The sequence below is a fragment of the Pleomorphochaeta caudata genome (genome assembly GCF_055395745.1).
In genome coordinates, this window is record NZ_AP042458.1 from 299133 (window position 1) to 322189 (window position 23057).

21 protein-coding genes are annotated in these 23057 nt (G+C 29.0%); 13 read left to right on the forward strand and 8 right to left on the reverse strand.

The features are described from left to right. Nucleotides 1-415: 415 nt before the first annotated feature. The 12 genes from ACZ5RS_RS01410 to ACZ5RS_RS01465 all read left to right on the forward strand — a co-directional run bounded on the left by ACZ5RS_RS01410 (nucleotide 416) and on the right by ACZ5RS_RS01465 (nucleotide 15634). Nucleotides 416-634 (forward strand): OadG family protein, encoded by a 219-nt coding sequence (locus ACZ5RS_RS01410; RefSeq protein WP_464637087.1) that lies wholly within the window; start codon nucleotides 416-418, stop codon nucleotides 632-634. A 15-nt stretch (nucleotides 635-649) separates the two neighbouring features. After that, nucleotides 650-2740 (forward strand): biotin/lipoyl-containing protein, encoded by a 2091-nt coding sequence (locus ACZ5RS_RS01415; protein ID WP_464637088.1) that lies wholly within the window; start codon nucleotides 650-652, stop codon nucleotides 2738-2740. Between the two features lie 15 nt (nucleotides 2741-2755). Then, nucleotides 2756-3955: a sodium ion-translocating decarboxylase subunit beta gene (locus ACZ5RS_RS01420; protein WP_464637089.1), complete on the forward strand. Its 1200-nt coding sequence runs from the start codon at nucleotides 2756-2758 to the stop codon at nucleotides 3953-3955. A 129-nt stretch (nucleotides 3956-4084) separates the two neighbouring features. Further along, nucleotides 4085-4804, forward strand: coding sequence for an SIMPL domain-containing protein (locus tag ACZ5RS_RS01425; RefSeq protein WP_464637090.1), 720 nt, complete (start codon nucleotides 4085-4087; stop codon nucleotides 4802-4804). Nucleotides 4805-4871: 67 nt separating this feature from the next. Further along, complete coding sequence (locus ACZ5RS_RS01430) at nucleotides 4872-5417, forward strand: histidine phosphatase family protein (RefSeq protein WP_464637091.1); 546 nt, start codon at nucleotides 4872-4874, stop codon at nucleotides 5415-5417. Between the two features lie 198 nt (nucleotides 5418-5615). After that, a complete protein-coding gene (locus ACZ5RS_RS01435) occupies nucleotides 5616-6647 on the forward strand; it encodes a BMP family ABC transporter substrate-binding protein (RefSeq protein ID WP_464637092.1) in 1032 nt (343 codons plus the stop codon). Beyond that, the gene (locus ACZ5RS_RS01440; protein WP_464637093.1) at nucleotides 6644-8134 is read left to right on the forward strand and encodes an ABC transporter ATP-binding protein; all 1491 of its coding nucleotides are present in this window, start codon (nucleotides 6644-6646) and stop codon (nucleotides 8132-8134) included. The genes ACZ5RS_RS01435 and ACZ5RS_RS01440 overlap by 4 nt, the downstream gene beginning before the upstream one ends. A 1-nt stretch (nucleotide 8135) precedes the next feature. Continuing rightward, nucleotides 8136-9143: an ABC transporter permease gene (locus ACZ5RS_RS01445; RefSeq protein ID WP_464637094.1), complete on the forward strand. Its 1008-nt coding sequence runs from the start codon at nucleotides 8136-8138 to the stop codon at nucleotides 9141-9143. Beyond that, nucleotides 9124-9990 carry an ABC transporter permease gene (locus ACZ5RS_RS01450; RefSeq protein ID WP_464637095.1) on the forward strand — a complete coding sequence of 289 codons (867 nt, stop codon included), beginning with the start codon at nucleotides 9124-9126 and terminating at the stop codon, nucleotides 9988-9990. Before ACZ5RS_RS01445 ends, ACZ5RS_RS01450 begins: the two co-directional genes overlap by 20 nt. Beyond that, nucleotides 9987-11411: a xylulokinase gene (locus ACZ5RS_RS01455; RefSeq protein WP_464637096.1), complete on the forward strand. Its 1425-nt coding sequence runs from the start codon at nucleotides 9987-9989 to the stop codon at nucleotides 11409-11411. The genes ACZ5RS_RS01450 and ACZ5RS_RS01455 overlap by 4 nt, the downstream gene beginning before the upstream one ends. 82 nt (nucleotides 11412-11493) lie before the next feature. Next, nucleotides 11494-13395, forward strand: a complete 1902-nt coding sequence (locus ACZ5RS_RS01460; protein ID WP_464637097.1) for an EAL domain-containing protein — start codon at nucleotides 11494-11496, stop codon at nucleotides 13393-13395. A 94-nt stretch (nucleotides 13396-13489) separates the two neighbouring features. Beyond that, on the forward strand, nucleotides 13490-15634 hold the full coding sequence (locus ACZ5RS_RS01465; protein ID WP_464637098.1) for a sodium-translocating pyrophosphatase: 2145 nt from the start codon (nucleotides 13490-13492) through the stop codon (nucleotides 15632-15634). A 1-nt stretch (nucleotide 15635) separates the two neighbouring features. Here ACZ5RS_RS01465 and ACZ5RS_RS01470 read toward each other — a convergent pair whose 3' ends face one another. Then, nucleotides 15636-16097: a MerR family transcriptional regulator gene (locus ACZ5RS_RS01470; protein ID WP_464637099.1), complete on the reverse strand. Its 462-nt coding sequence runs from the start codon at nucleotides 16095-16097 to the stop codon at nucleotides 15636-15638. A 57-nt stretch (nucleotides 16098-16154) separates the two neighbouring features. Here ACZ5RS_RS01470 and radC point away from each other — a divergent pair, with 57 nt between their 5' ends. Continuing rightward, nucleotides 16155-16841, forward strand: a complete 687-nt coding sequence (gene radC, locus ACZ5RS_RS01475) for a RadC family protein (protein ID WP_464637100.1) — start codon at nucleotides 16155-16157, stop codon at nucleotides 16839-16841. Between the two features lie 34 nt (nucleotides 16842-16875). Here the strand turns inward: radC and hisIE are convergent, their stop codons facing one another. Genes hisIE through hisD form a run of 7 tightly spaced genes read right to left on the reverse strand, consistent with a single transcriptional unit; the run spans nucleotide 16876 to nucleotide 23054 of the window. After that, nucleotides 16876-17505, reverse strand: a complete 630-nt coding sequence (gene hisIE, locus ACZ5RS_RS01480; RefSeq protein ID WP_464637101.1) for a bifunctional phosphoribosyl-AMP cyclohydrolase/phosphoribosyl-ATP diphosphatase HisIE — start codon at nucleotides 17503-17505, stop codon at nucleotides 16876-16878. Nucleotides 17506-17511: 6 nt separating this feature from the next. Further along, complete coding sequence (hisF, locus tag ACZ5RS_RS01485) at nucleotides 17512-18276, reverse strand: imidazole glycerol phosphate synthase subunit HisF (RefSeq protein ID WP_464637102.1); 765 nt, start codon at nucleotides 18274-18276, stop codon at nucleotides 17512-17514. Then, nucleotides 18270-19004: a 1-(5-phosphoribosyl)-5-[(5-phosphoribosylamino)methylideneamino]imidazole-4-carboxamide isomerase gene (locus tag ACZ5RS_RS01490; protein ID WP_464637103.1), complete on the reverse strand. Its 735-nt coding sequence runs from the start codon at nucleotides 19002-19004 to the stop codon at nucleotides 18270-18272. Before ACZ5RS_RS01490 ends, hisF begins: the two co-directional genes overlap by 7 nt. 5 nt (nucleotides 19005-19009) lie before the next feature. Beyond that, on the reverse strand, nucleotides 19010-19600 hold the full coding sequence (gene hisH / locus ACZ5RS_RS01495; protein WP_464637104.1) for an imidazole glycerol phosphate synthase subunit HisH: 591 nt from the start codon (nucleotides 19598-19600) through the stop codon (nucleotides 19010-19012). Next, nucleotides 19600-20715 carry an imidazoleglycerol-phosphate dehydratase HisB gene (gene hisB / locus ACZ5RS_RS01500; protein WP_464637105.1) on the reverse strand — a complete coding sequence of 372 codons (1116 nt, stop codon included), beginning with the start codon at nucleotides 20713-20715 and terminating at the stop codon, nucleotides 19600-19602. Before hisB ends, hisH begins: the two co-directional genes overlap by 1 nt. Then, entirely contained in the window at nucleotides 20702-21757 is a 1056-nt protein-coding gene (gene hisC, locus ACZ5RS_RS01505; protein ID WP_464637106.1) for a histidinol-phosphate transaminase, read from the reverse strand. The genes hisB and hisC overlap by 14 nt, the downstream gene beginning before the upstream one ends. Further along, nucleotides 21750-23054 (reverse strand): histidinol dehydrogenase, encoded by a 1305-nt coding sequence (hisD, locus tag ACZ5RS_RS01510; RefSeq protein ID WP_464637107.1) that lies wholly within the window; start codon nucleotides 23052-23054, stop codon nucleotides 21750-21752. Before hisD ends, hisC begins: the two co-directional genes overlap by 8 nt. Nucleotides 23055-23057: the final 3 nt, after the last annotated feature.

The window sequence follows — 23057 nt, forward strand, 5'->3', positions numbered from 1 at the left end:
CGCAAAAAATTAGGTTAAATATAATAAAAATAATTTTAATTTAATAAAAAAATTAATATTAGATAATCTAATATCTATTTGTGTTTTTATTAACTTTTTCTTAAAAAATAGTGATTGTTCATGAACTATAATGAATGTTTTTGGATGAAAAATTCAATACAAAAGCTATAAAAATGTTGCAGTTTGTTGCAGGACTTATATTCTTATTGGAAAAAAAAATACAATAAATTATTCCTCAAAATTTGAGCTTAAAATACCTTGAAACAATACCAAGTTATGATTATGATACATAGTGAGTATTTCATGAATGGGATACATTATTTAACATACAAAAAAATCAGGAGTTAGTATGATTTTATTGACACAAATACCAAAAGAACAACTCGTCGAACAGCTATTCAATGGTGTCACACTCATGCTATTAGGAATGGGAACAGTTCTAGTGTTCCTAGTTGTATTGATTTTTGTAACAAAAGGAATGAGTTCTATTGTTAAAAAAATTGAAGCTAAGAAGCCTCAAGTTGCTACAGCAACACCAAGTAAGGTTTCAAGCGTTAATGCAGCACCTAATACAAGTGCAGACGCAGAAATTGCAGCCGCTATCGTAGCCGCTGTTGCAAAGTCCCGAGAATAAATAAGGAATAAGTTGATGAAGAAAAAAGTAGATTTTATGTGTACCGCCTTTAGAGACGGTTTCCAGTCAGTATACGGCGCACGTGTATTCACAAAAGATTTTATGCCAGCTGTTGCAGCTGCTAAAGAAGCAGGAATTAACCATTTTGAAGCAGGCGGTGGCGCTCGTTTCCAATCATTATATTTCTATAGCAATGAAGATGCTTTTGAAATGATGGATGAATTTAGACGTGTTGCTGGTCCAGATGCAGACTTACAAACATTATCTCGTGGTGTTAATGTTGTTGGTTTAGATTCACAACCAAGAGATATTATTAAATTACATGCTCAAATGTTCAAAAAACATGGTATTTCTAGAATTCGTAACTTTGATGCATTAAACGATGTTAATAACTTAATCGATAGTGGTAAAGCTATCCATGATGCAGGTTTAAAACACGAAGTAACAGTTACAATGATGAGTTTACCACCTAACACAACAGGTGCTCACGATCCAGATTTCTATGAAATGGTTCTAAAACAAATTCTAGATGCTGGTATTCCATTCGATTCTGTTTGTTTCAAAGATGCTTCAGGTACTTCAACTCCTCACACAATCTATGAAACAATTAAAAGAGCAAGAAAACTTTTAGGTAAAGATGTAAAAATCGTTATGCACAGCCACGAAACAGCTGGTGTTTCAATTCAACAATACATGAGTGCAATTGAAGCTGGTGCAAACCAAGTTGACTTATCAATGTCTCCTGTATCAGGTGGTACATGTCAACCTGACATCATTACAATGTGGCACGCTCTTCGTGGTACAGAATATGATTTAGGTATCGATATTAAGAAAATTCAAAAAGCTGAAAGTGTATTTGAAGAATGTATGAAAGATTACTTCACTCCACCAGAAGCTTCAAAAGTAAATCCAAATATTCCTTTCTCACCTCTACCAGGTGGTGCATTAACTGCTAACACTCAAATGTTACGTGATAATAATTTAATGGACAAATATCCAGACATCGTTAATGCAATGGGTGAAACTGTAGCTAAAGGTGGTTTCGGTACTTCTGTAACTCCTGTTTCTCAATTCTATTTCCAACAAGCTTTCAATAACGTTATGTTTGGACCTTGGAAAAAGATTGCTGAAGGTTATGGTAAAATGGTTCTTGGTTATTTTGGTAAAACTCCAGTTGCTCCAGATTCAGAAGTTGTAAAAATTGCTGCTGAACAATTAGGTTTAGAACCTACAACTAAAAAAGTTGTTGATATTAATGATGCTGATCCTAAAAAAGGTCGTGATGTTGCAATCAAGATGTTAAAAGATGAAAATTTAGAAACAACAGAAGAAAATATCTTTATCGCATCAGCTTGTAAAGAAAAAGGTATCCTATACTTAACAGGCAAATCAAAAGCTAATGGTGTTAGAAAAATTGATAGAGCAGCTGAAGCAGCTAAAAAGAAAGGCGAATTCACAGTTACTGTTAATGGTAAAGCTTACGGCGTAAAACTTGGCAAATCTGATGCTAAAGTTAATGGCGTTTCTTATCCTCTTTCAGTTAAAGATGGAATCGATGCTGCTGCTATTGCTAAAGCAGCTCCTGCTGCAAGTGCATCTAACGGTCCAACTCAAAGTGTTGAAGTTGTTGCTCCAATGCCTGGTCTAATTTTAAAGACTAATGTAAAAGTTGGCGATACAGTTAAAAAGAACCAATGTATCTTAGTTATGGAAGCAATGAAAATGGAAAATGAAGTTTTCGCTCCATGCGATGGTACTATTACTGAAATCAAAGTTGAAAACGGTGATCAATGTCAAGCTGATGATGTATTACTAGTTATCGGTGGCGCTGCTCCTGCTGTTGCACCTAGTGCAAGTGAAGCTCCAGCTGCAACTCCTACTACTTCAGCTGGTGGTTCAGCAATTGTTGCTCCAATGCCTGGTTTAGTATTACGCATTAACGTTAAAGAAGGTGAAGCTGTTAAGAAAAACCAATGTGTAATGGTTATGGAAGCAATGAAAATGGAAAATGAAATTTTCGCTCCAAACGATGGTGTGGTAAATAAAATTTGTGTAAGTCAAGGTGACCAACTTAACGCAGACGATGAATTAATGGTTATCGGTTAAGGAGAATAATTAGATATGATTGGACAAGCATTTTCCCAATTATGGCAAACAACCGGTATCGTTGGTTTTCTAGGACTAGCTGGTAGCGAATTCGGTTTAGGCAATTTTGCAATGATTTTAATTGGTTTCTTACTACTTTATCTTGCAATTAAAAAAGGCTTTGAACCACTACTTCTAGTTCCAATCGGATTTGGTTGTATATTAAGTAACATCCCTCTAGCATACATTGCAGGAATTGATCCTAACAATGGTGCTGCTGGATTCATTAAAATATTGTTTGACAGTGGTTTATCCTCTGGTTTATTCCCAATTCTTATTTTCATGGGTGTTGGTGCAATGACAGACTTCGGCCCACTAATTGCTAACCCTAAAACTTTAATTTTAGGTGCTGCAGCTCAATTTGGTATTTTCGTAGCATTACTTGGTGCATTAGCTCTTTCTTTTATTCCTGGTATTACTTTCGATTTACATGCAGCAGCTTCAATTGGTATTATCGGTGGTGCTGACGGACCTACAGCTATTTATGTAACTAGTAGATTAAAACCTGAATTATTAGGTTCAATCGCAGTAGCTGCATATTCATATATGGCTTTAGTTCCAATTATTCAACCACCTATCATGAGAGCTTTAACAACAAAAGAAGAAAGAACTATCAAAATGAAACAACTACGTCCTGTTTCAAAAACTGAAAAGATTATCTTCCCTATTGCTGTATTATTTGTTTGTGCTTTATTACTACCATCAGCAACACCTCTACTAGGTTCCCTTATGTTTGGTAACTTAGCTAAAGAATGTGGCGCTGTTAATAGATTAAGTGATACAATGCAAAATGCTCTTATGAACATTGTTACAATTTTCTTAGGATTATCTGTTGGATCAAAGATGGAAGCATCACACTTCTTAAACTTAAATACTTTAGGTATTTTATTATTAGGTATGATTGCATTCTCAATTGGTACTAGTGCAGGTGTTCTAATTGCTAAATTAATGAACAAGATTGACAAGAAAAATCCTGTTAACCCATTAATTGGCTCCGCTGGTGTATCTGCTGTTCCAATGGCTGCTCGTGTATCAAGTAAAGTTGGTCAAGAAGAAGACCCACATAACTTCTTATTAATGCATGCTATGGGACCTAACGTAGCTGGTGTTATTGGTTCTGCTGTTGCAGCTGGTGTATTATTAGCTGTAGTTCCAACAATGGAAGCAATACTATAATTTAAAATTATAAAAATTTAATAAATTATATTCCCTGTTATTTATTTAACAGGGATTTTTTATTTTTTGTCACTTAAACCAAATTTATATGTTATCCTTATTATAAAGATATTATAAGGAGCTCTTTTGATGAAAAAAAATATAACATTAATACTTAGTATTGCTGTTGTTTCTTTGATTTTTACTTCATGTCTAAGTTCAGGAAATATGGAAAGCAACGAAAAGCTAATAACTGTCTCAGCAAGTGGTTCTGTAACACTCAGTCCTGATATGGCAACATTTAATGTTGAAGCTTATGAAACTAAAAAAACTACTAGTGAAGCATTAAATGAAACCAATAAAAAGATAAATGAAGTATTAACAATTTTGTATAAATATGGAATTGATGATAAAGATATCTCAACAAATTCTATTAATTTAAGTCCAAGATATAATTGGGAAGATGGTAAGCAAATTCTAATTGGACAAAGTGCTAGTCAAAGTATAAACGTTAAACTTAAGGACATAGATGTACTTGGAAAAATTATTGATGAAATTGGCAGTATTTCTAATATCAATCTATATTCAATAAACTTTGATAAAGAGGATAAGGAAGCCGCTTATAATGAAGCTAGAACAAAAGCAGTACAAAATGCTATAGCAAAAGCTACAACTTTAGTTAAAGCCGCTAATATGGAATTAGGTGAGCCTATAAGTATTAGTGAAGGATCTATTTCTCCTTATGTCTCCTACGATAGAGTTAATTCTTCAAAAATGTTAATGACTGAAGCCGCTATGGCTCCAACACAAACTCCTACAGGAGAATTAACAATAACAACAAGTGTAAATATAATATTTAATATGAAATAAACAAAAGAGCCTTCGGGCTCTTTTTTACATATCGACTAATATATTCATTTTAAATATAATCAGATTCATGAATATATACATAACTCGTCATGGTCAAACAGATTTTAATAAAGAAAGAAAAGTATGTGGAAGAAGCGATATAAGTTTAAATGAAAACGGCTTAAATCAAGCACAATTATTAAAACAAAATATAATCAATAAAAAACTAAGTTTTAATGATATTTATGTTTCCCCACTAATTAGAGCAAGACAAACGGTAGCTCCAATTGAAAAACATTTTAATCAAAAAGCTATTATAGATAATAGATTAATGGAATTCAATTTTGGAGATAAAGAAGCTTGTGATTTTGATGATCCAGCTTTTAGAAAAAAAAGAAATGATCCATTTCAATATTTTACAAATGGTGAATCTATGGTTAAAGTCGCAGCTAGAGTATATAATTTTCTAGATGAATTGATAAAAAAATATGATAATAATTCTACAATCTTAATTGTAAGTCATGGAACTACTTCAAAAATTATTAATACTTATTTTAACTCTCAAAGCTTAGAAGAATTTAATAATTTCAAAATTGATAACTGCCAATTATTAGAATATAAAATCAACAAATAATTGAATTTATATATAACTTAGTGGATACTAAATCTTATCAATTTGGTATCCATTTATATTATAAAATAAATATTTTTACACAAAAAGCTAACGTAAGGTTCACTGCGTAAGATAAAAATAACCTTTTATGTATATTTTTTTATCTAAAGACTTGTAAGTTTTTTTTACAACCCATATTTTTTTCACATGGAGGATATAATGAAAAAATTTACAACCTTTATAACATTATTTTTATTAGTAATTTTTCCATTATTTGCTAATGGTAAAAAAGAAGAAACAGTACAAAATCAAAATAAAGATTTTTCTATTTTAGTATATATTAGTGGTAATTTAGCAGGAAGCCCACCCTATCAAAAACTAAACGATGGAGCTCTTGAATTTGCTACTAAGCATGAAAATATTAAAGTTAAAACTTATGAAGCTGGCTATAATCAAGCTGAATGGGAATCTCAATTAACAAGTTTAGTTGCAACTAATCAATATGATATCGTACTAACTACAAACCCTTCTTTATCAGAAATCTGTGATAATATTTCAAAGAAATTTCCAAATCAAAAATTCTTAATAACTGATGCATATTTTACTGGTAATCCTAATATCGCAACATATGAATTCAATCAATATGAACAATCCTATATTTTAGGAAGATTAGCAGCAATGATTGCTAGAAGCGATTTAAGTGGTATTAGAAATACTAATAAACTTGGATTTGTTCTTTCGCAAGAATATCCTCTAATAACTGAACAAACAATACCAGGTTTACTTGATGGAGCTCATAGCATTGATAAATCATTCGAGCTCGATAAAAGAATCATTGGAAACTGGTATGATGCAGATAAAGCTTACGAATTAGCTAATGCCATGATTGATAATGGTTGTGATGTATTAGCAACTATTAGTGGCAGTGCTTCTGTTGGAGTACTAAACAGTGCAAAAGAAAAAAATGCTTATATTGTATTCCATGATGAAAACATTTATGCTCAAGCACCTGGTGTAGTTTTAGGCTGTGGTGCAATGAATCAAAAAGAACTCACTTTAAAAATTCTTGAAGATGCGTATAATAATAATATAAATTGGGGACAAGCTGAAGTAGAATCTATTAGTAGCGGCTATGTAGATTTCTTTGATGAAGATCCTTTATTTATAAAATATTTACCAGAAAGCATTAGATTAGAATTTGTTTCTTGGTTAGATAAAGTAAGAAATGGTGAGATAATAATTGAGCAATGATTCAAAAAATAGAATTAACTGATATTTCTAAATTTTATCCCAGTGTTGGAATAAAAGCTCTAGATAAAATAAATTGCACCTTTAAAATGGGTGAAATAACTGCAATAGCAGGAGAAAATGGAGCTGGTAAATCAACACTGGTAAAAGTATTATTTGGGATAACAAAACCTGATACAGGAAATATCAAATTTGACAACAAAGAAATAATAATCAATAGTTCTAAAGATGCTATTAATAATAAAATAGGAATGGTTTTTCAACATTTCCAATTAATTGAAGAGTTAAGCATTGCTCAAAATATTGCACTGGGTATAGAAAAAAAGAAATTATTATTTATTACAGATCAAAATAAAATCAATAATGAAGTTCAAATATTAATAGATGAATATAATTTTAATTTAAAAGCCACAGAGTTAATCAAAGATTTAACTACTGGTGAAAAACAAATTGTTGAAATCTTAAAGATGCTATACAAGAAATCAGAAATTTTAATATTTGATGAACCAACAGCAATTTTAAGCCAAAGTGAAGCAAAAAGATTATTTAAAACAATAAGACATTTAAAAAATGAAAATAAATGTATTATTTTAATTACTCACAAGCTTAAAGAAATTCTAAAAGATTCTGATAAAGTTATTATCTTAAGAAAAGGCAATTTAATAGGAGAATATCAAACAAATTCTCTAAATGAAGAAGATTTAACAAAGCTAATGATTGGTCATGAAATTAAACAGACTAAAGAAATAGCTCATAAAGAAATCAAAAATGATACTATATTAGAATTTAAGAATGTATCATTGAAAAAACATAATCAAAAAAGACCTATATTAAATAATATAAACTTCTCTCTACATAGAGGAGAAATCTTAGGCTTCTGTGCTGTAAGTGGTAATGGAAAAGGCGTTCTTGAGGCAGTACTTGGAGGAATGATGAGAATCTCTACTGGTGAAATCCTCTATAACAATAGTGATATATCAAAATATCAGGCTCCTGATTTAAGAAAAATGGGCCTTGCATTCGTCCCTTCTGATAGAAATCATTATGGTTCAGCAGCTCAAGCAACATTAAGTGAAAACTTAATAATTAATAAAAGGGATCAATTAAATTTTAAAAACAAAATTGCTAAATCCTTTATTTCAAAATACAATATAAAAGGACTCGCTCATCAAAAAATGGGAACTTTAAGTGGGGGGAATATCCAAAAAGCAATTATTGCTAGGGAAATTGACAACATGAAAGATTATATTGTTTTTTCAAACCCAACTTGGGGTTTAGATTTAGAATCTAAAGATTTCATTCATTCTCAAATAATTGAACTAAAACAAAAGAACAAAGCTATAGTTTTATTATCCTCAGATTTAGAAGAGATACTAAAATTAAGCGATAAAATAAATATTATATTTGAAGGTCAAATATATAAAACTTTTATAAATAACAACTCAATTTCTAAAAAAGAAATTGGACAATATATGCTTGGGAAAGAATAAAATGAGAAAAATAAAAGGTATAATTTCGATATTACTAGTTAGCATTATCTCATTAATAATAATTGTATTTTTAATGAGTAAAACCCCACTCAACACATTGTACCAAATTTTTATTGGCCCATTAAATTCAAAATATTTCTTTGGAAATACGCTTTCCCATACAGCACCTCTTATAATTAGTGCAATAGCAATATCTATAGCCTTTAGAGCTAATTTGATCAATCTTGGTGGCGATGGACAAATGTATTTCGGTGCTATTATTGCAAATATAGTAGCAATATATTTATCCCCAATTGGAAAGTTAAGCATTATATTTGCACTTATTGCAGCAAGTCTTGTTGGAGGATTTATTGCTTTTATAAGTGCATACTTAAAAGTAAAACTAGATACACCTGAATTAATCTCTTCCTATCTTATATCAATAGCTATTTCTTATTTTGCTTCATATTTAGTAACTGGACCATTACAAGACCCAAACTCAAATTTACAATCAACTAGAAAAGTTCAATATATGCTAAGTAAGATATTTCTTCCATCTAATCTTTCGACTTCAATAATTTATGCTTTAATTATAGCAGTCCTATTTTATTTTATTTTTACAAAAACAAAATTTGGATATGAAACAAAATTAATTGGATTTAATAAAGAATTTGCTAGATATGGTGGAATATCAATAAGTAAAAATTATCTATTAAGTTTTACATTAAGCGGAGCTTTAATTGCTTTTGCTGGGGGAATATATATCTTTGGGAATTATCAAAGTGTTTATAAAGATTTTGCCTCAGGGTTAGGTTTTAGTGCATTAACTGTTGCATTAATAGCTACAAACAATCCTTTAGGAATTATTCCAATAGCATTCTTTATTTCATTAATAAATCAAGGCTCAATAATTGCAATGCAAAATAGTGATATAAGTAGTGATGTAGCACTATTATTCCAAGCAATTATTTTCTTACTGATTACAAGCAAAACACTAATAGGAGAAAAATATGATAACCGTACTAAATAGCACATTAAATTTATTTACTCCTCTATTTTTAATATCCCTTGGAGCAATTATTACCTCAATTTCAGGAACCTTAAATATTGCTTTAGAAGGACTAACCTTGATAAGTGCTCTATTTGCCATAATCGGAGCAAACCTTACAAACTCTCTATTTCTTGGGGTAATCTTTGGAATCCTATCATCCCTAATCCTTGCTGCTATAATTAGTGGAGTAAATGCAACATTAAAAACAAATCCTTTTATAACTGCTTTATCTAGTAATATGATAGCATCAGCATTAACTTTAATTATCACATATTCATTTTATAATTCGAAAGGATTACTAAGACTAGAAATTACACCAATACAATTATTGAATATACCAATTTTAGGGAGAATAAGTCCATTCTTACCTCTCTCATTAATCTTATTCATAGTAGTATATATTTTAATTGAAAAAACTCCTTTTGGACTTAAATTAAAAGCATGTGGATATAATCCAATGGCTTTAGATTCATATGGAATATCAAAGATAAAACTAGATTCAATAGCATTTTTATTATCAAGTATATTTTGTGGATTAGCTGGTAGTTATTTATCCTTAAGACAAGGAGCCTTTATATCACAAATGAGTGCAAATAAAGGTTGGTTTGCTTTAGTAATTGTTTTCCTATGCCAATCAAATATAAAATATTTAATTCCTTCTGCACTTTTATTTGCATTAAGTGAAGCTTTATCAAATTATGCACAAGGTTTAAAAAATTTACCAGCAGATATAGCTTTAATTATTCCAAGTTTGTTTACACTAATTGTTATGATTATAATAAGTTATTATAATAAACAAAAACAGAAAATTGAGGAAAAAACATGATATTAACTATTGATTTTGGAACAACAAATTTAAAAGCTGCATTAATCGATAAAAAAGGACATTTTTTTAATTTTTTAAGCAAAAAAGTTCCAACTCAAGTTAATAATAAAATTTATGAAGTTGATAGCAAATTATATTTAGATTTCATATTAGAATATCTTACCACATGTAATTCTAAAGATATTGAAGCTATAGCAATATCTAGTAATGGACCTAGCTTCTTAAGCGTTTATTCTGAAATTTCATTTAATAATGGTAATTTTGATTTTAATGGATCAAATACAAGATTATGGATGGATAAGCGTGGAGAAAAATATTCAAAACCTGTTTCTGACTTTTACGGTTCATACATTGATGGTAGTTTCTTCTTGCCTTCAATTTTAAATATAAGAGATAATGAAAAATCAAATTATAAAAATACAAAATATTTTCTCACAATCGATGCATTTATAAATTATGCACTCACAAAAAAAGCTCTTATAGTAAACAATGCTGATTTATTGATGAAATATTATTGGAATGAAGATAGCCTAAATTATTTTAATTTAGAACAAGACAAATTTCCTAAATTCATAGATAGTGGAGAAATAATTGGAAAAATAGATAAATCAATAGCAAACTATTTTAATCTAAGTGAAGATATTAAAATTATAGCTGGAGGTTCAGATTTTTATTTCTCTATAATTGGCTCAAACATTAGTAAGAAAAATGTATTAGCTGATATAAATGGAACAAGTGAAGGCTTGAATTTATGTATAGAAAAACCAATAAAAGATGATAGATTTTTATGTTATGAGCACCCATTAAAAAATCATTATAATTTATCAGGAGTAATCTCCAATTCAGGTATTTCTACTAATTGGATACGTAAAATATTAAATATAAAAAGCGATGAATTTAATAAAATTTATGAACTCGCAAAAGAAGCAAAACCAAACAATTTAATTTTTCTCCCATATTTAACAGGAGAGAGAGCCCCAATTTGGAACCCTGAAGCAACAGGACAATTCTTTAATTTAACAATAGATACTAGAGCTGAAGAATTATCAAAAGCCGTAATTGAAGGAAATATTTTTGCTTTTAAATCAGTGTTAAATTGTTTTGAAGAATTGGGTTTCATAATTGACGAAGTTCATACTACTACCTCAAGATATAACCTAGATTTCTATTATCAATTAAAAAGTAATATAATAAATAAAAAATTAGTTATATATAAAACACAATCAGCTGAATTATTGGGCTTATCAATACTTGGCTACACTTCCATAAAAGTGTACAATGATTACTACCAAGCAACTAATAATATAGAATTTGAATCAAAAGAGTTTTATCCTCAAAAAAAAGATCAAGATTATTTTGATAAAAAATTTAATTTATTTAATGAACTATATGCAAAAACTAAGTCATTAATGTTAAAATAATGCAATAAATTTTGCATATACTTATTAAAAATTCTATATTAAACTATTAGTTGATATGACTTTCGGGAGGGGTTGTTAATCTATGCTATTTGATTATTCTTTCAATATAACAGCTTTGACTTTTATAGCTATATTAACAGTATACTATAACGTATCCCCAATTTTCCCAAACAGAGCAAACAAATTATTTTCAAAAATTCTTATTGAAGGTACAATATCTGTTTTTTTAGATGTTCTAACTTTTTTCTGTATAAATAACAAAGTAAATATCTATATTAACTATACAGTGAACATGTTATTTTTCATTTCACAATGGATTATTCCATATTTATTATTTAAATATGTAGTTGTATTAACAAAATATGAGTTAAAAATTAATTATTATTTGAAAACACTCCCAGTTCTTTTACTAGTAATTAATTTTTCTCTCTTACTTTCAAGCCCTATAACACATTATGTTTTCTATTTTGATGAAAACCTAAATTATATCAGAGGCTCATTATTTGGAGTATCAATTTTAATTGAAAGTTCTATATTACTTATTGGATTACTTTATGTAATTGCTAAAAGAAAATATTTATCTCTAAGTCAGGTTTTAATTATTCCTTCTTTTATTACAATTAATATACTTGCAACATATGTTCAAATTAGATTTCCAGAAATTTCTATTATTAGTGCATCAATTTGTGTATCAATATTTTTAATGTATATTACTTTATTAAAACCAGCCTCCTATATTGATTCAGTAACAAACCTCTATAATAGAATGGCTTTTGATGAATATATTTATGCTTTAAATTCAAAAAAAATACCATTCAGTTTTATCGTAGTTGATATTGTTGGTACAACAAAAATTAATAACCTAATATCTGAAAATTTTGGTAATCAAGTTATAAAACGAATTGGTGAAGAATTGAATTTAATTACTAATAACTGTTTATTATTCAGAATTGATGGTGATAAATTCTTAATTATTTCAAGCAAAGATAAAGCACAACATGAAAATTTAAATAGAATTCAAGAACATTTCCCTATGACTATAAAAAATAATGAAATCTCTCTTGAAATAAAAGTACACATAGCTTATTCAGAAAAACTAACTGACATAAGAACTACTACGGAAATGATTGATTTAACAAACTTTATTTGTGCAAAAGCAAAAGAAGAAAAGACTACTCAAAAACTAAATCTATCAATTATTAATGAATACAGATATAAGAAAAAAAGAGATGAAGCTATTTTAAAAGCTATTGAAACAGAAAATATTGAAATTAAACTTCAGCCTATTTTTGATACTAAATTAAAAGAATTTAATTCAGCTGAAGCTTTATGCAGAATTAATACAAAAGAATTTGGATATATTAATCCATCAATTTTCATTAATTATGCAGAGAAAAAAGGTATTATTAGTCAATTGAGTCTAACGATGATTAAAAAAGTTTGCCAATTTTTATCTTATAATACTCTACCTAAAAATTTCAAAAATATTTCTATTAATTTATCTGTAATAGATTGTTTAGACCCAAATATTCAACAAAAAATATTAAATATTATTGATCAATATAAAATTGATAAAAAAATGATTTCTTTTGAAGTTACAGAAACTACAGCTAGCATTGCTCCTCAATTAGAAAGAACAATGATGATTTTAGGTAAAGAAAATATAACGTTCTCTATGGATGACTTTGGAACAGGTTATGCGAATCTAGATTCAGTTTTGCGCTTACCTTTTGCAACAGCTAAAATAGATAGAGCTCTTTTAAATCTTGCGCAAGAAAGTGAAAAATATAAAGTTCTAATTTCTTCCTTAATAAACATGATTAAAAAATTAGATTTAGAGATTATTGTTGAGGGTATTGAAACAGAAGAACAAATAGCTTTCTTATCAAAATTAGATGTAGATTACTATCAAGGTTTCTATTATAGTATGCCATTGTCTACTGAAGAATTCATTACTTTCATAAGAGCAAATAGCAATAAATAATAAATTATAAATCTCCTCAAACCTTCTAATATTTCATTGACAGAGAAAAATTACCATTTAAAATATAATTAGAGTAAGATAAAAAGGATTTTATATGATTTACATATTAGCTGTATCCGTTTTTTTTGCACTCATTTTAGCACTTTATAATTTCAAACTAATAGACAAAGAAAATCCAGGTACAGAACAAATGATTAGAATTTCTTCGTTCATTAAAGAGGGTGCAAAAACTTTTTTAAACCAAGAATTTAAAATCATTATTTTAGTTTCAATAGTAATTTTTATTGTTTTATCATTAATTGTTTCTTTTAGCGCTGCTATTTGCTTTTTACTAGGTGCTACTCTAAGCTCAAGCGCCGCTTGGATAGGTATGCAAATTGCAACAATTACAAATGTTAGAGTTACTAATAAAGCTAGGATTACTAAAGATAAAGGGAAAACCTTAAAAGTAGCTTTTTTAGGGGGCTCTGTTATGGGATTATGTGTTGCCGCCTTCGCATTATTCGGTTTATTAATAGTTTATTTAGTCTTTGGAAAATTATTTAACCAACTCACAATTGATAGTTTAACTTTTCATACAAACTTCATTGGGATAAGAGATATTCCATTTACGATGAGTGTAAGTTCTTATGCTTTAGGTTGTTCATTAATTGCAATGTTTAACCGTGTTGGTGGTGGGATATATACAAAAGCTGCAGATATGGGAGCCGATTTAGTTGGAAAGGCTGAATATACAATACCGGAAGACGATCCACGAAATCCTGCAACAATTGCAGATAATGTTGGAGACAATGTAGGTGATGTTGCAGGCTTAGGATCTGATTTATTAGAAAGCTATGTTGGTTCAATAATCAGCTCTATAGTTTTAGCTATTTACACATCATATTCACTACGAAATACTGATTTAGAAATATCTTATTCAATTCTTAATGAATTAATACTTTATCCCTTAGTTTTTTGCTCATTAGGACTTTTAGCCTCAACCATTTCTATCTTCATTTTTTCAAAGAAAAAGAAATTTAAGGACCCACATAATGATTTAAATAAAGTAACATATCTTAGTGCATTACTTACAATAATATCTACATTTTTCCTATCACTGTTTTATATAGACCCTAATATTAAAACATTTAACTATGGGTCCTTATCTCCTTGGTACTCAGCAGCTTTAGGAATTGTAAGCGGATTAATTATTGGGTTCTTTGCAGAATATTATACAAGTTATGATTTTAAGCCTACTCTAAGAGTATCAAAAGCCTCAAAAGAAGGGGGTGCTATAGTTATTACAAAAGGACTTGCTGTAGGAATGAGAAGCACATTCTTCCCAGTTCTAATAATAAGCTTTTGTATAATTTTATCATATTCCTGTGCAGGATTATATGGAGTTGGAATGTCCGCAATTGGAATGCTTAGCTTTGTTGCAGTAACTGTTAGTGTAGATACATATGGACCAATTGCAGATAATGCAGGCGGGATTTCTCAAATGTGTAATCTTGATGAGGAAATTAGGAATATTACTGACGAATTAGATGCTATAGGAAATACTACAGCAGCAATTGGTAAAGGTTTTGCAATTGGATCTGCTGCTTTAGCTGCTTTATCCTTATTTGCTTCTTATCTACATGCACAATTGGGAGAAAACAATACTCATCAAGCTTTAATTATGAATCTGATAGATACTTATGTTTTATCAGGGGCAATTGTTGGAGCCGCATTACCATATCTCTTCTCAGGAATTTTAATTGATTCTGTGGGAAAATCTGCACAAAAAATGGTTGATGCAGTTAGAGAACAATTCATTAATAACCCATTAATTTTAGAGGGGAAAGCAACGCCAAATTATAAAGAATGTATTTCCATTTCCAGCAAAGGTGCTTTATCAGAAATGAAAAAACCAGCTTTACTTTCAGTTTTAACACCTCTTATCTCAGGCTTTATATTTGGCCCAAAATTTGTTGGAGGAATTTTAATAGGCACAACCCTTTCTGCAATTATGCTTGCAATATTTACTGCAAATTCAGGAGGAGCTTGGGATAATGCTAAGAAATTTATTGAAAAAGGTAATTATGGAGGAAATTCAAGCGATGCACATAAAGCATCAATTATAGGGGACACTGTTGGAGATCCCTTAAAAGATACTGTAGGACCATCATTGGATATCTTAATAAAAATTATGAGTGTTATATCTGTTATTACTGTATCAATTTTTTCTGAATACAATTTAATTAATCTATTATAAATTAATCATTCAATTCATCATCTAAAGCAAATCTACATTCATTTTTAAATTTACAACTAATACAATCTTTACCTGGACATTCTCTAAAATCAATGTTTGATTCTAATTGTCTTATATGCCAATTGATAGTATCAATCTTCATTTCTAAAGCAACTTTCTTATCTAAAACTACTGATAGTTTTTTTCTATATTGATGTAACAATTCACTTCGTCTTCTACTACCGGAACTATCAACATCTTTCATTTTTATGATTTTTTTTATCTCATCCAGAGTAAAATCTAACTCTTTCAATTCTAGAATACGTTTTAAATATACTAAATCTTTTTCACTATAATATCTTTGTCCTCCCTGAGATCTATAAGAAGGACTTATTAAATTTAGACTTTCGTAATATCTAACAGTTCTAACTGTTACTCTAGCTTTTCTTGCTAAATCACCTATTCTATATTTTTTTTCTTCCATAGTTTTTTATTATCATATAATTAATGCAATTTGACAAGTTCTTAAATATATTGATATATGAGATATAAAATTAGAAACACCTTTTCTTCTAGCATTAAAGAAATGCCTTTAGACCAACAACCTCGCCAAAAATTGATTAATCTTGGAGTAAACTCACTAACAGACCAAGAACTCATTACCCTATTAATTGGATCAGGAAATAAAGAATACACTGTTAATAAAATTTCCGATTCAGTAATTAATATAATTGATAAAAAAGGGAGTCATATAAGATTCGAAGAATTGAACAAGATTAAAGGACTTGGAATAGCCAAAAGTTCTCAACTTTGTGCGGCATTAGAATTAGGAAGAAGAAAGATTGAGAAAAAAATGAGACAAATTATTGAGCCAAAAGATGTCCATAAAGTTGTAAGACATTACGCTAGTAGAGAACAAGAGTTATTTATATCTGTAGCTATTAATTGTGCTCATGAAATTCTAGCTATTGATGTTGCATCAATGGGCACAATAAACCAATGCATAGTACATCCTAGGGAAGTATTTTCAAATGCAATAAAAAATCGAGCAGTAGCTATAATAATTTGCCATAACCATCCCACAGGCAATTTAAATCCAAGTATAAATGATTTACAGATTACTCAAAGATTAGTTGAATGTGGAAAGATTCTAGGTATTGAAATAATTGATCATATAATTTTCAGTGAAGAAGAATTTTACTCAATGAAAGAAAATGACGAAATATAAAAGGCTATTAAAAATAGCCTTTGAATATATTTTTTTAAGTATGTCTATGTTGTAAGCATTCTAATACATCTAATAGTTTCACACCTTTATAAGTTAATAAAACTTGTAAATGATATAATAGATCCGCTGCTTCACCAATTAATAAATCTTTTTTGTCATCCATACCTTCGATAACTAATTCAGTACATTCTTCGCCAACTTTCTGAGCAATCTTTTTGATTCCTCTAGAAAATAAAAGATTAGTATAAGATCCTTCAATTGGAAAATCTCTTCTATCTTCAATAATTTTTTCTAAATAAAACATGAAGTCTTTTGCGTCAATATCATCTAAATCATTTTCCTCTTGGAAACAAGTATCATCACCTTTATGGCATACAGGACCTGTAGGACTAGCTTTTACTAACAATGTATCGCCATCACAATCCAATAAGATTTTTTTTAAGTTTAAAAAATTACCACTTGTTGAACCTTTTGTCCAAAGCTCTTGTCGACTTCTAGAGAAAAAAGTAACTAGCTTTCTATCAAAAGTTTCTAAAATAGATTCTTTATTCATATAACCTAACATTAACACTTTATCACTAATTGCATCTTGAACAATAGCAGGCACAAGTCCATTTCCTTTTTCAAAATCAATTAAATCAATATTATCAATTGTTAATTCCATATTTTATCACTCCCTAATACAAATTCCTTTATTTATTAAATATGATTTAAGTTCTGGAATAGAAATCTCACCAAAATGGAAAATTGAAGCTGCTAATGCTGCATCAGCCTTCCCTGTGGTAAACACATCATAAAAATGTTCAAGTTTACCAGCTCCCCCACTTGCAATAACAGGTATTGTTACACTTTGACTTATCATTGAATTTAAATCAAGAGCAAAGCCATCTTTTGTACCATCCTTGTCCATTGAAGTTAATAAAATTTCTCCAGCACCTTTATTATAAAATTCTTTGGCTACCTCTAAAGCATCTCTATTTGTTTCTGTTCTTCCACCATGAACATAGCATTGATAACCGGATTTAAATCTATCATCTTTTTTTACATCTAAAGCACAAACTACACATTGTGTACCAAAATTGTTTGCAAGATCAGTTATTAAATTAGGATATTTAAAGGCACTTGAATTAATTGATGTCTTATCTGCCCCAGAAGACAATAAAACATCAACATCCTCAATTGTATTAATTCCACCACCTACTGTAAATGGTATATTAATTTTTGAAGCAACTTCTTTTACTAATTTTGCTAAAGTAGCTCTTTTTTCGACAGTAGCAGTAATATCTAGAAAAACTAATTCATCAGCACCTAAATCACTATATAGTTTTGCGAGTTCGCTTGCATCTCCTGCATCAATCAAATCGACAAAATTCACACCTTTAACAGTTCTTCCATCTTTTACATCTAAGCAGGGTATAATTCTTTTTGCTAACATATTAATTTCTCCTGTAATCTACCTAATTCTTTAATAGATATTTTTCCTTCTAGATATGCTTTACCAACAATAGCGCTATGTAAATTATTTTTACTTAACTCTTCAATATCAGATATAGAACTTACGCCACCTGAAGCAACTAATTCTAATGATGAATCACATTTTTCTAATAACATCTTATATAAATCAAAAGAAGGTCCTTTAAGCATTCCATCCTTAGAAATATCCGTTGAAATAACTCTTTTAAAACCTTCTTTCAAATAACCATTAATAAATTCATCAACTCTTAATTGACTCACTTCTAACCACCCAGTGGTAGCTATCATATTATTTTTACAATCTGCACCTAATATTAATTTATCACTACTATATTTTTTTAACCAATCTAAAACTAATTCTCTATTTTTTACAGCAATACTACCACAAGTTACTCTTTTAGCCCCAGCATTAAAAGCATCTATTAAACTTTGTTCACTTTTAACCCCGCCACCAAAATCTATAATTAAATTAGTATTAGAAGCTATTCTTTCTAAAGTTTTTAAATTCATTATTTTATTATTTTTAGCACCTTCTAAATCAACTAAATGCAAATGTGTAATACCATTTGCTTCTAATTCTTTAGCTATTTCTACAGGATCTAAAGTATAATTTCTAACTGAATCATATTCGCCTTTAGTAAGTCTAACAACTTTATTATCAATAATATCTATTGCAGGAATAATTATCATAAATCTTATAGCTCCACAAAGTTTTTTAGTAAACGAGCTCCAACTTCACCACTTTTTTCTGGATGAAATTGAACACCATAATAATTATCTCTAGTCAATGCAGCACTAAAATCTACACCAGCATAATTACATGTTGCTAATGTATTTTCACCTTTTGGTGCATAATAGCTATGAACAAAATAAAAAAAGCTATTATGTTCTATATCTTTGAATAATGGGTTTTTATCATCAAATTTTATTTGATTCCAACCCATATGAGGTATTTTATAACCTTTTGTATCATCAAACTTTTTAACTTCTAAATCAAAAATATTAAGACAATCAGTATTATTTTCAACACTAAATTTGCACATTAATTGAATACCTAAACAAATACCCAAAAATGGTTGCTTTAAGTCTTTTAATAATGAATCTAAATTTGTTTTCCTTAGATAATTCATAGCAGAAGAAGCTTCCCCTACACCTGGAAAAATTACCTTGTCAGCATTTCTTAAAACTTTTGGATCATCACTTACAATATAATCAACATTTAATCTATCTAAAGCATATTTAACACTTTGAATATTTCCAGCATTATATTTAACAATAGCAATCACTAAATAACTCCTTTAGTTGTTGGCAACTTATTACTATATGGATATACATATAATGCTTGTTTTAAGCATTTTGCAAAACATTTATATACAGCTTCAATCATATGGTGAGAATTCCCTGCACTAACACTTAAATGAAGAGTTGATTTACTTGAATCACTAAATGATTTAAAGAAATGTTCAAACATTTCTGTAGGGAAAGATCCAATGTATTCTCTTGTAATTGGAACATCATAAACCAAATAAGGTCTATTTGAAAAATCAATCGCTCCTTGAGCTAATACTTCATCCATCGCTAGCAAATTAAAACCATACCTAGCTAAACCTTTTTTATCTCCCATAGCCTCTTTTATTGCAGAGCCTAATGCAATAGCAACATCTTCAACACTATGGTGTTCATCTACATCAACATCACCTTCACAAACTAAATTTAAATCTATATCACTATGTCTAGAAATTTGTTCAAGCATATGATCAAAAAATTTAATTTTTGTATCAATTTTTGATTGGCCAGTACCATCTAAATTAATTTCTAAATCTATCTTTGTTTCTTTAGTGTTTCTAATTACATGAGCTTTTCTTGCTAACTTTAACTCGCTATGAACTAAAAAATTTGAAATTTCATTCCAGTCATCACTAGTTAAAACTATTTTTGAATTATTATTTTTTAATTTTTTTTCTGAAGAATATAAAATACTATTTAATTCAATTTCTTGAGCAATCCGCAAGTTTTCTGTTTTAGAACCAATTATAAAGGAATTGGCAATGTCATAATCGCCATCTAAATAACCCTTCATTTTTAAATCATCAATAGTAAATTTTTGACACTTATCATTAATATCATAATCAATAATATCTTTTTCAAAAAATATTTTTTCTCTTGCCAAAATATCTTTTATATCATCAAAAAAACAAGTAACTTTTTCTAAAGAATTATTACTCTCACTAGCTTTATCACAGCAAAGGAGCATAACTAAAGTAAAATTACCTTTATCTACAATATTAGATAATCCTTTAAAAACTGATGGTCTAAATTTAATTACACCAAATTGATTATTATGCTTTTCAACTAAACTTTCACATTCAATAAATAATAAAGGGCCCTTATTTTGTTTCATCTCCCAACTCCTTAATTGCATTGTAAACAGTCTCACATTCAGCTTCGCTACCAATAGTAATTCTTACACAATTCTTTAAATATAAGTCTTTAGTTCGATTTCTAATAATGATTTTTTTATCCTGAAGTATTTTACATAAGTAATTACTATCTATAACTTCCATTAATAAAAAGTTTGCATCACTAGGATATACTTTTTTTACATAACTTAACTCATTAAATTTATCAAAATATATATCTCTTCTTTTTATTACTTCATCTCTTTGCTTAAATATTATTTCACTTTTTTCTAAAATTTTCAAAGCCTCAAGCTGTGTAGATGCCGAAACATTGTATGGAGCCTTCATATTATTAATAACTTGAACGATTTCTTCGTTAGAAATCATTATCCCTGCTCTAATCCCTGCGGCTGCAAAGCATTTTGATAAAGTTTTTAAAACTACTAAATTCTCATATTTTTTAACAAGTTGTACACAACTTTCTTTATTACTAAATTCACCATAAGCTTCATCAACTACTACGATACCTTTAAAATCTTTTACAATCTTTTCAATATCCTCAATATTTTCAGCTTTTCCAGTAGGATTATTTGGAGAACAAATAAAAAGTAATTTAACTAAACCTTCCTTTTCAATCGTCTTATTTAATAAATCAAAGTCTATTTCAAAATTTGTTTTATAATTTACAAATACAGTTTTTACATTATTAATATCAGCAAATACCTTATAAGCACCATAAGTTGGATTCATCAATATAATTTTATCTTCTTTTGGTTCACAAAAAGAACGAATTAAATTATCAATTAACTCATCACTTCCATTACCAATAACTGTATTATCAAATGGCAAATTCAAATTTTTTTCTAAAGATTTTCTTAAAGTTGTACAATGAGGATCTGGATAACGATTAAAATCAAAACTCGAATATGTTTTATAATTTTCATTAGCATCTAAAAAGACATCAGCAACACCATTAAATTCATCTCTAGCACAGCTATAAGGTGTTAATTCTCGAATATTTTTTCTTAGTAAATTCTTAATCATTTTTATTTTCCTTTAAACGAACCTTTACGCTGTTTGCATGAGCCATTAAACTCTCACCTTCTGCCATTGTAACAATCGTTTTTCCTAAGGATTTTAACCCCTCATAACTAATTTCTTGAATTGTTATTTTTTTCAAGAATGAATCAGTACTAACTCCAGATACACTTTTTGCCCAACCACTTGTTGGTAATGTATGATTTGTACCACTTGCATAATCTCCTGCACTTTCACAAGCATAAGGGCCTATAAATATTGATCCCGCATTATTTATATAATTGCAAATATCTTTAGCCTTAGCCAAATTTAATACTAAATGCTCTGGCGCATATTCATTTATTATTTCAATACAATTTTCTTGAGTATCTGTAGCTATTATTTTTGAATTTGATAAAGAAGATAATAAATAATCCTTTCTATCTAATGTATCTAGTTGAGCTTCAACCTCTTCAATAAATCTATTTTTAAATTCTTCAGAGTCCTCTTTATTAGCTAGAATCAATAATATTGATTGACTATCTAGACCATGTTCAGCCTGAGAGAGAAAATCACTTGCGGCAAAACTAGGATTAGTATCTTTATCAGCTACTACCATTACTTCACTAGGGCCGGCTAACATATCTATAGAAGTTCTTGAAGAAAGAATCATCTTAGCATAACTTACAAATCTATTACCAGGTCCAAAGATCTTATCAACTTTTGAAATAGTTTGAGTTCCATATGAAAGAGCAGCTATAGCTCCTGCGCCACCACTCTTTATAATCTTTTTAATTCCAATTAATTTTGCAGTATATAATACTACAGGATTAACACTACCATCTTTAGTTGGTGGGGTTGCTAATATAATTTCTCTACAGCCAGCAACTTTTGCAGGAATTCCAAGCATCAACACAGTAGAAAATAATGGAGCGGTACCTCCAGGAACATATAATCCAACTTTATCAATTGGAACAATTTTTCTACTTAAACTGATACCTTCTTCTATTTTTACTATTTCACCTTCAGGTAATTGAGCTTGGTGGAATTTTTCAATGTTTGCTTTTGCTCTTTTGATTGCATTCTTCAAATCAAAATCAACAAGTTTATCACATTGTTCAAATTCTTCTTCAGTTACAAAAAGACTATCTAATTCAACTTTATCAAACTCTTTTGCAAAATAATAAAGAGCATCATCTCCTTCATTTTTTACTTTATCAATTATCGTTTGAACAATTTCTTTTACTTTAGTATCATCACTTAATTCTCTTGATAACAAATCATTAAGTTCTGACTTTTTTGGATTAAAATAATAAGGAATCAATTT

What these genes read in the sequence shown, in the direction of transcription:
- ACZ5RS_RS01455 (WP_464637096.1), top strand. Translation starts at nt 9,987, where the DNA reads ATGATATTAACTATTGATTTTGGAACAACAAATTTAAAAGCTGCATTA.
- ACZ5RS_RS01425 (WP_464637090.1), top strand. Translation starts at nt 4,085, where the DNA reads ATGAAAAAAAATATAACATTAATACTTAGTATTGCTGTTGTTTCTTTG.
- ACZ5RS_RS01450 (WP_464637095.1), top strand. Translation starts at nt 9,124, where the DNA reads ATGATAACCGTACTAAATAGCACATTAAATTTATTTACTCCTCTATTT.
- ACZ5RS_RS01445 (WP_464637094.1), top strand. Translation starts at nt 8,136, where the DNA reads ATGAGAAAAATAAAAGGTATAATTTCGATATTACTAGTTAGCATTATC.
- ACZ5RS_RS01470 (WP_464637099.1), bottom strand. Translation starts at nt 16,097, where the DNA reads ATGGAAGAAAAAAAATATAGAATAGGTGATTTAGCAAGAAAAGCTAGA.
- ACZ5RS_RS01465 (WP_464637098.1), top strand. Translation starts at nt 13,490, where the DNA reads ATGATTTACATATTAGCTGTATCCGTTTTTTTTGCACTCATTTTAGCA.
- ACZ5RS_RS01420 (WP_464637089.1), top strand. Translation starts at nt 2,756, where the DNA reads ATGATTGGACAAGCATTTTCCCAATTATGGCAAACAACCGGTATCGTT.
- radC (WP_464637100.1), top strand. Translation starts at nt 16,155, where the DNA reads ATGAGATATAAAATTAGAAACACCTTTTCTTCTAGCATTAAAGAAATG.
- ACZ5RS_RS01430 (WP_464637091.1), top strand. Translation starts at nt 4,872, where the DNA reads ATGAATATATACATAACTCGTCATGGTCAAACAGATTTTAATAAAGAA.
- ACZ5RS_RS01435 (WP_464637092.1), top strand. Translation starts at nt 5,616, where the DNA reads ATGAAAAAATTTACAACCTTTATAACATTATTTTTATTAGTAATTTTT.
- ACZ5RS_RS01460 (WP_464637097.1), top strand. Translation starts at nt 11,494, where the DNA reads ATGCTATTTGATTATTCTTTCAATATAACAGCTTTGACTTTTATAGCT.
- hisIE (WP_464637101.1), bottom strand. Translation starts at nt 17,505, where the DNA reads ATGGAATTAACAATTGATAATATTGATTTAATTGATTTTGAAAAAGGA.
- hisF (WP_464637102.1), bottom strand. Translation starts at nt 18,276, where the DNA reads ATGTTAGCAAAAAGAATTATACCCTGCTTAGATGTAAAAGATGGAAGA.
- ACZ5RS_RS01440 (WP_464637093.1), top strand. Translation starts at nt 6,644, where the DNA reads ATGATTCAAAAAATAGAATTAACTGATATTTCTAAATTTTATCCCAGT.
- hisC (WP_464637106.1), bottom strand. Translation starts at nt 21,757, where the DNA reads ATGATTAAGAATTTACTAAGAAAAAATATTCGAGAATTAACACCTTAT.
- ACZ5RS_RS01490 (WP_464637103.1), bottom strand. Translation starts at nt 19,004, where the DNA reads ATGATAATTATTCCTGCAATAGATATTATTGATAATAAAGTTGTTAGA.
- ACZ5RS_RS01415 (WP_464637088.1), top strand. Translation starts at nt 650, where the DNA reads ATGAAGAAAAAAGTAGATTTTATGTGTACCGCCTTTAGAGACGGTTTC.
- hisB (WP_464637105.1), bottom strand. Translation starts at nt 20,715, where the DNA reads ATGAAACAAAATAAGGGCCCTTTATTATTTATTGAATGTGAAAGTTTA.
- ACZ5RS_RS01410 (WP_464637087.1), top strand. Translation starts at nt 416, where the DNA reads ATGCTATTAGGAATGGGAACAGTTCTAGTGTTCCTAGTTGTATTGATT.